7 protein-coding genes are annotated in these 7522 nt (G+C 71.7%); 4 read left to right on the forward strand and 3 right to left on the reverse strand.

Annotated elements, in window-relative coordinates; genetic code table 11:
* The 4 genes from WML84_RS11235 to trxA all read left to right on the forward strand — a co-directional run.
* On the forward strand, positions 1–2075 hold a 2075-nt coding region (locus tag WML84_RS11235), incomplete at its 5' end, for a DUF6049 family protein (protein ID WP_347346235.1).
* Complete coding sequence (murJ, locus tag WML84_RS11240) at positions 2072–3667, forward strand: murein biosynthesis integral membrane protein MurJ (protein WP_347346236.1); 1596 nt, start codon at positions 2072–2074, stop codon at positions 3665–3667. The genes WML84_RS11235 and murJ, both read left to right, overlap by 4 nt.
* Positions 3668–3796: 129 nt before the next feature.
* A complete protein-coding gene (gene trxB / locus WML84_RS11245) occupies positions 3797–4771 on the forward strand; it encodes a thioredoxin-disulfide reductase (protein WP_347346241.1) in 975 nt (324 codons plus the stop codon).
* A gap of 68 nt (positions 4772–4839) precedes the next feature.
* Entirely contained in the window at positions 4840–5163 is a 324-nt protein-coding gene (trxA, locus tag WML84_RS11250) for a thioredoxin (RefSeq protein WP_347346237.1), read from the forward strand.
* A 65-nt stretch (positions 5164–5228) separates the two neighbouring features.
* Here the strand turns inward: trxA and WML84_RS11255 are convergent, their stop codons facing one another.
* From WML84_RS11255 to WML84_RS11265, 3 genes are all read right to left on the reverse strand, one after another.
* Positions 5229–5570, reverse strand: coding sequence for a tryptophan synthase subunit alpha (locus WML84_RS11255; protein ID WP_347346238.1), 342 nt, complete (start codon positions 5568–5570; stop codon positions 5229–5231).
* 34 nt (positions 5571–5604) lie between these two features.
* A complete protein-coding gene (locus WML84_RS11260) occupies positions 5605–6594 on the reverse strand; it encodes a ParB/RepB/Spo0J family partition protein (RefSeq protein WP_347346239.1) in 990 nt (329 codons plus the stop codon).
* Positions 6594–7522, reverse strand: a 929-nt coding sequence (locus tag WML84_RS11265; RefSeq protein WP_347346240.1) for a ParA family protein, incomplete at its 5' end; no start/stop codon positions are given. The genes WML84_RS11265 and WML84_RS11260, both read right to left, overlap by 1 nt.

The raw sequence follows: 7522 nt of genomic DNA on the forward strand, positions 1-7522 counted from the left end.
CGGCCGTGGCGGCGCTCGCGCTGACGCCGCTCGCGGCGACCGCTGCCCAGGCCCCGGCCGCCGCGCCGAGCGACCCCGCGGGCAGTGTGGGAGTCTCGGTCGCCCCGTCGGCCGGCGGTCTGGTCCAGGCCGACCAGCCCCTCACCGTGACGGTCAGCGTCACCAACACCACGCCGTCGACCGTGGCCCCCGCCGATGTGCGGGTCGAGGTCGGTCGCGACCCCCTCGACACCCGCGGCGGGCTCGGCGACTGGCTCGCCGGCGACGTGGCCGGCGTCGCACTCGACGCCTTCGGCACGACCCGCGTCGAGTCCGTGGCCCCGCTCGGCACCCAGACCACCGCGATCACGATCGACCCGGTCGCCACCGAGCTGACGACCCGGAGCGCCGGCGTCTACCCGCTCCGCGCGGTGTACGAGACCGATGCCGGTCCCCTCGCCGTCGCGAGCGTCGTGACCGTGCCGCCGCCGGTCGGCGCACCGGCATCCGTCGGCGTCGTCGTCCCGATCGTCGCCGGTCCGCTCGACGAGGGCCTTCTCACGGCGGCCGAGCTGACCGAGCTCACCGGCCCGCTCGGCGCCCTGACCGCGCAGCTCGACGCCGTCACGGGCACCCCGGCGATCCTCGCCGTCGACCCCGCGATCCCGGCGGCGATCCGCGTGCTCGGCGCCTCCGCCCCCGACGACGCGCGTCTGTGGCTCGAGCGCCTGCTGTCGCTTCCCAACTCGCGCTTCGCACTCCAGTTCGGCGACGCCGACCTCGCCACCCAGATCCAGGCCGGTGTGACCCCGCTCCTGGCACCCACGACGCTCGACCCGTACCTGCGGGCGGAGGACTTCGCCCCGACGACGGATGCCGCGACCCCCGAGCCGACCCCGGCGCCGACGCCCACCGACGCGAGCCCGGTGCTCCCGACCCTCGCGGAGCTCACCGACATCGGTCCGGCACGCGCCGCCGCCTTCTGGCCGGCCACCGGCACGGCCGGGGCCGACGTCGTGGCGGCGCTCGCCGGGCTGGATCCGGCATCCCCGATCCTGGTGCCGTCGGCGACGACGTCCGCGAACGTCGGCGCGCGGGCCACCGCCGGCGGCGCCGAGCTGCTCGTCTACGACTCCGACGTCTCGGCGTCCCTCACCGCGTCCGCCGCCACCGAGGACGGCGTGGTCCGCGCGGCCGCGCTCGCCGAGACCGCGGCGTACGCGGCGCTCGCGCGGCAGGAGGCCGGCGATCGCCCGCTGCTCGTCGTGCTCGACCGCGGCGGCGACCGCTCGCGTCTGGGTCTGCGCAGCGCGATCGCGGCCGCGACGACGCTGCCCGGCTACGCCGCCACCGATCTCGGTACCCTGACCGCGGCATCCGCCTACCCGGTCGAGGTGAGCGGCGTCGACGCCGACACCGCCCGCGTCGACGCCCTGACCCAGCTGCTCGCCGACGAGTCCGAACTGGCGGGCTTCGCGACGATCCTCGCCGACCCGGCGGTGCTCACGGCCCCCGAACGCACCGCCATCCTGCAGGTGATGGGCAGCGGGTGGCGTGCGCGGGGGGATGCCTGGACCACCGCCGTCGCCGACCACCACGAGCAGACCCGGCAGACCCTCGACGCCGTGGGCATCAACCCGCCGAGCAACATCAACCTCCTCGGGTCGACCGCGCCGCTCGGGTTCGCGGTGCGCAACGACCTGCCGTGGCCGGTGTCGCTCGTGCTCACGGCCTATCCCACCGATCCGGTGCTGATCGTCCAGACCACGTCGCCGGTCGAGGCCGGCGCCGAGCAGAACACGCGCGTCGAGGTGCCCGTCGAGGCCCGCGTCGGCAGCGGCACGACCGCGATCGATCTGCAGCTGCGCAGCCAGAGCGGCATGCTGATCGGCGAGCCCCGCTCCGTCGCCGTGACGGTGCGCGCCGAATGGGAGTCGGTGTGGGTCGCCGTCCTCGCGGCCGGTGTGGGCCTCCTCCTCGTCCTCGGCATCGTCCGGACGGTGCTGCGCGTACGCCGCCGTGCACGGGGCGGGGCGGATGCCGCGACCGCCGACGCGGCGGCGGCACCCGGCCCGAACGACGGGGCGTCGTCGTGAGCATCGGACGCGCGAGCGCCGTCGTCGGCGCCGGCACGCTCGTCTCGCGCGTGACGGGGCTCGTCCGCAACATCGTGCTCGCCGCGGCGCTCGGCACGATCGGCGCGGAGGCGGCCGACGCCTTCGCCATCGCGGCGCAGCTGCCGACCAACATCTACGCGATCATCTCGTCGGGCCTCCTCGCCGGCGTCATCGTGCCGCAGATCATCAAGGCGGGCAGCCACCGCGACGGCGGCAGCGCGTTCGTCTCGAAGCTCCTGACGCTCGGCGTCGTGGCCCTCGCCGTCACGACGCTCGTCGCGGTCGCCGCGGCTCCCCTGCTCGTGCAGTGGTACGGCTCGCGGCTCGGGCCGGAGGGCGTCGCGCTGACGCTCGCGTTCGCGTACTGGTGCCTGCCGCAGCTGCTGTTCTACGGCCTCTACGCGCTGCTCGGCGAGATCCTCAACGCGCGGCGCGTGTTCGGCCCGTTCGCGTGGTCGCCGATCGTCAACAACATCGTCTCGATCCTCGGCTTCCTCGTCTTCATCTGGGTGTTCGGCCTGCATCGCGACGCCACCGGCTGGACGCCCGGGATGGTCGCGCTCATGGGCGGCACGGCGACCCTCGGCATCGTCGCGCAGGCCCTCGTGCTGCTGCTGTTCTGGCGGCGCGCCGGCCTGCACGTGCGGCCCGACTTCCAGTGGCGCGGCATCGGCCTCCGTCAGATCGGACGCCTCGCCGGCTGGACCTTCCTCATGGTCGTCGTCGGGCAGCTCGCCGGGCTGGTGCAGACGAACCTCGTCGGCGAGGCATCCCGAGCCGGCGCCTCGGTCGCCGCCATGCAGTACGCGTGGCTCGTGTTCATGCTGCCGTTCTCGGTCGTGGTCCTCTCGATCGGCACGCCCTACTTCACGCGGCTGAGCGAGCACGTGGCGGCCGGGCGCGACGACGCGGTGCGCGACGACCTCGACTCGTCCACGCGCATCATCGGCGTGTTCATGGTCGGCGCGCTGGCCGCGATCGTGGCGGCGATCGTGCCGGTGTCGCGCATCTTCACCGACACCGGTCAGGATGCCGTGCAGTTCGCGCTCGTGCTCGGCGCCTACCTCGTCGCCCTCCTCCCCCTGTCGGTGCAGTTCGTGATCCAGCGCACGTTCTACGCGTATCACGACACCCGCACGCCGTTCCTGTTCACGCTCGTGCAGTGCACGCTCGTCGTGATCACCGCGGTCGCCGCGTACACGATGCTGCCGCTGGCCCTCCTGGCCTTCGGCATCGCCCTCGGCCAGTCGCTGTCGAACGTCGTGCAGCTCGCCCTCGCGATGGGACTCCTGCGCCGCAAGATCGGCCGCCTCGGGCTGCGCCCCGCCATGGTCGCCCTCGCCCGCTTCGTCGCCGCGGCCATCCCCGCCGCCGCGGCCGGCTGGCTCGGCTTCCTCCTCCTCGGCGGCGTGGACGGGTGGGCCACCGCCGACCGCGGCACGGCGATCCTCTCCGCGGCCATCGTCGGGGGCGCGACGCTCGTCGTCTACCTGGCCTTCCTGGCGCTCTTTCGCGCGCCCGAGCTGCAGGTCGCCCTGGGCGCCGTCCGTCGGTTCCTGCCCGGGCGCTGACCCCGGCATCCCGAGCCCGCCCCCGAGCGGACACTCGCGGCGCCGCACCCGGGTTCGGGAATGCCACGCGGCTACCATGGGTTGGATGCGCTGGAGCGGTTCACGCTCGGCACGGGAAGGGGCGGCGCGGTGCGTCAGGTCATCATCATCGGTTCGGGACCGGCAGGCTACACGGCGGCGATCTACGCGGCGCGCGCGAATCTGGCGCCGCTCGTGATCGCGAGCTCGGTCGAGGCCGGCGGAGAGCTCATGAACACCACCGAGGTCGAGAACTTCCCCGGCTTCCCCGAGGGCATCATGGGCCCCGAGCTCATGGACAAGATGCAGGCCCAGGCCGAGCGCTTCGGCGCCGAGGTCCTGTACGACGACGTCGTGTCGCTCGACGTCGACGGGCCGGTCAAGCGCGTGACGCTCGGCAGCGGCGCCGCCCACGAGGCCGCGACGATCGTGTACGCCACGGGCTCCGCTCCCCGCAAGCTGGGCCTCGCCGGCGAGGCGCGCCTGTCCGGACACGGCGTCTCGTACTGCGCGACGTGCGACGGCTTCTTCTTCCGCGAGCGGGTCATCGCGGTCGTCGGCGGCGGCGACTCCGCCATCGAGGAGGCGACGTTCCTGACCAAGTTCGCCTCGAAGGTGTACCTGATCCACCGCCGCGACGAACTGCGCGCGTCGAAGATCATGCAGCAGCGCGCGTTCCACAACGAGAAGATCGAGTTCGTCTGGAACAGCGAGGTCGCCGACATCCTCGGCGACGACGCCGTCACGGGTGTCGTGCTCCGTTCCACCCTCGACGGCTCCACGCGCGAGCTGCCGCTCGACGGCCTGTTCGTCGCGATCGGCAACGACCCCCGCACCCAGCTCGTGCACGGGGTGCTCGACCTCACCGCCGAAGGCACCGTGTGGGTCGACGGCCGTTCGTCGCGCACCTCGGTGCCCGGCGTCTTCGCCGCGGGCGACGTCATCGACCCGACCTACCGGCAGGCGGTCACCGCCGCGGGGAGCGGCACCGTCGCGGCCCTCGACGTGGAGCACTACCTCGCGGCTCGGGCGGATGCCGTGTCGTCCGACGAGCTCGAGACGGTCGCCGCCGCCGGCGGTGCGTGACACTCGGAACAATCCACGGCATCCCCACGTTTCATACGCGTGAATCCCATTCTTGAAGGAGACATGACATGACCGCCAAGGCCACCAGCGAGAGCACCTGGCAGCAGGACGTCATCGACGCCGAAGGCCCCGTCCTGGTCGACTTCTGGGCCGTCTGGTGCGGTCCGTGCCGCATGGTCGGACCGATCCTCGACGAGATCGCCACCGAGAACCCCGACAAGATCACGGTGCTGAAGCTCAACGTCGACGAGAACCCCAACCTCGCGATGAAGTACCAGATCACGTCGATCCCGGCGATGAAGGTCTTCCAGAAGGGCGAGGTCGAGAAGACGATCATCGGCGCCAAGCCGAAGTTCGCGCTGGAGCAGGATCTCGCAGCCTACCTGGGCTGAATCACTTTCCGTGAGGGGCATGCAGGCGACACTTCGCTTGTATGCCCCTTTCGGCATGTATCGGCTCAGGATGCCTCTGCGCGCGCCGCGGCATGCCACCGCCGGTGCGGCTCGCTGCCGAGCAGTCGCCATACCGCGCGCGTGAGCGGCGGGTGATCGAGCGCGATCTGACGCAGGACGCGATAGTTCCGCGCTTCGGACGGCCGTGCGCCGCCGTCGGCCACGATGTTCTCCGCACGCAGCGTGAGCACGACGAGCTCGTCGACCGTCGGCAGGTCGTCCATGAAATCCCACGGATCCTCGCCCGCGCGCAGCCTCTCCTCGATCAGCACCGACAGCTCGTCGGCGGCCTCGGCGCGCAGCAGCTCGAGGCTGGCGCGAGGCGGGCGGTTCGTGCTTTCGGTCACCGTGACAGCCTACGCCGGTGCGTGGCCTGCCGGATCAGAGCGCGCCGTAGCCCTGCTCGCCGAGCTCGCCGAGGATCCGATTCAGATCCCCGACGGTCGCGAAATCGATCGTTATCTGGCCTTTTCTTGCCGACAACGAGACCTTCACGCGCGTGTTCAACCGATCGCCGAGGCGCTCGGCGACGTCGTCGAGGTGACCGCGGTGCGGGCCTGCCTGCGGGCGGGCACGGCGGACGGGCACGGCATCCTGCAACCGCGCTGCCGCCTCGGCGGCGCGCACCGACAGATCCTCGTTCACGATCTTGTCGGCGAGGCGCTGCATGGCATCCGGGTCGCCGAGCGACAGGATCGCCCGTGCATGCCCGGCGCTCAGGACACCGGCGGCCACGCGCTGCTGCACCGGCACCGGCAGCTTCAGGAGCCGGATGGTGTTGCTGATCTGCGGACGCGATCGACCGATGCGACCACCGAGCTCCTCCTGCGTGATGCCGAAGTCGTCGAGCAGCTGCGCGTAGGCCGACGCCTCTTCGAGCGGGTTGAGCTGCGAGCGATGCAGGTTCTCGAGAAGCGCGTCGCGCAGCAGGTGCTCGTCGGCGGTGTCGCGCACGATCGCCGGGATCGCGGTGAGACCTGCCTCGCGCGCGGCACGGGTGCGGCGCTCCCCCATGATGAGCTCGTACGTGCCGTCGCCGTTGGATCGGACGACGACCGGCTGCAGCACACCGAACTCGCGCACGCTGTGGACGAGCTCGGCCAGCTCGTCGGCATCGAAGTGCGTGCGGGGCTGACGCGGGTTGGGCACGATGTCGTGCGGGTCGACCTCGACGAGCCGCGTGCCGGGGACTTCGACGAGCTCCTCGGCCGGCGCGGCATCCATCACCGGCGCGCGCTCGGCGGTGAGCGTCGGCGCGTGCGCCGGAGTGGAGCCTCCCGGGAAGAAGACGTCGACGGGACGGGCGGCCGAGGGCTCGGTGGTCGGGATGAGCGCGCCGATGCCGCGCCCGAGGCCGGTTCGCTTGGCCATCAGTCAGCTTCCTTGTCGTGGTGGGTGGGTGCGCCCTTGCGAACGAGCTCGACGGCGACCTCGCGGTAGGCGATCGCGCCGGCGGACTGTCCGTCATAGGCGAGCACGGTCTGGCCGAAGCTCGGCGCCTCGGACACGCGCACCGACCGAGGGATCACCGACTGCAGCACCTCGTGGGGGAAGTGCTGACGCACCTCCTCGGCCACCTGCTGTGCGAGGCGCGTGCGCCCGTCGTACATCGTGAGGAGGATCGTCGACAGCCGCAGCACCGGGTTGAGGTGCTTCTGGATCATCTGGACGCTGCCCATCAGCTGACTGAGTCCCTCGAGCGCGTAGTACTCGCACTGGATCGGGATGAGGAGCTCCTGCGCGGCGGTGAACGCGTTGATCGTGAGGAGGCCCAGCGACGGCGGGCAGTCGATCAGCACGAAGTCGATGTGCTCGGACACGGCCGCGAGGTAGTCGTCGAGAGCACGCTTCAGGCGATGCTCGCGCGCCACCTGCGTGACGAGCTCGATTTCCGCTCCAGCCAGGTGAATTGTGCTGGGCGCGCAGAGCAGTCGGGGCGATTCAGGACTGGTCTCGATGATGTCGGCCAGCGGCGTCTCGTCGGCGAGCACGTCGTAGATGCTCAGGGTGTCGGCAGTGTGCTCGATGCCGAGGGCCGTCGAGGCGTTGCCCTGCGGGTCGAGGTCGATGACGAGCACGCGCCCACCGGCATCCGCGAGCGCCGCGGCCAGGTTGACCGTGGTGGTCGTCTTGCCGACGCCGCCCTTCTGATTCGAGATCGTGATGATCCGCGTCGGCGCACCGAACTCGAGCGAGACCGTCTCGAGCCTCTTGCGACGGGCCGTCAGCTTGGCGAGCTGCCGCGCCAGCGGGGTGTCACCGAGGGAGAAGGATCCTGTGGAGGTCGGGTTCTCCGGGG

The organism is Microbacterium sp. (genome assembly GCF_039812165.1).
In the GTDB taxonomy this organism is placed as follows: Bacteria; Actinomycetota; Actinomycetes; order Actinomycetales; family Microbacteriaceae; genus Microbacterium.

Excerpts from the sequence above, each read along its gene's own strand:
- WML84_RS11260 (WP_347346239.1), bottom strand. The coding sequence starts at position 6,594 with ATGGCCAAGCGAACCGGCCTCGGGCGCGGCATCGGCGCGCTCATCCCG.
- trxA (WP_347346237.1), top strand. The coding sequence starts at position 4,840 with ATGACCGCCAAGGCCACCAGCGAGAGCACCTGGCAGCAGGACGTCATC.